Genomic DNA, 240 nt, shown 5'->3' on the forward strand with positions numbered 1-240 from the left:
CATTGTGTTGCCTTGAAGTAGTTCCAGCACCCTCGTGGGGTGAAGTGATCGCAGACATGGCCGACGACCTTCCACAAATCGTCATATGCTCTGGCCATTGCCTTTCTGAGCAGGGCCTTGAGTTTTGAGAACGCCTTCTCGATTGGATTGAGGTCGGGCGCGTATCGCGACAGGAACAGCACCGATGCACCGCGTTCCTGAATCTCCCTGGCGGCTCTCGGGCTTTTGTGGACGTTGAGA

General features: G+C 55.8%; 1 protein-coding gene. It reads right to left on the minus strand.

What is annotated here, in order from left to right:
* The coding region (locus tag E1297_RS51025; RefSeq protein ID WP_244327574.1) for a transposase at window positions 1–240 on the minus strand (240 nt) is incomplete at both ends.

The sequence above is a fragment of the Roseibium sp. RKSG952 genome, from assembly GCF_009711355.1.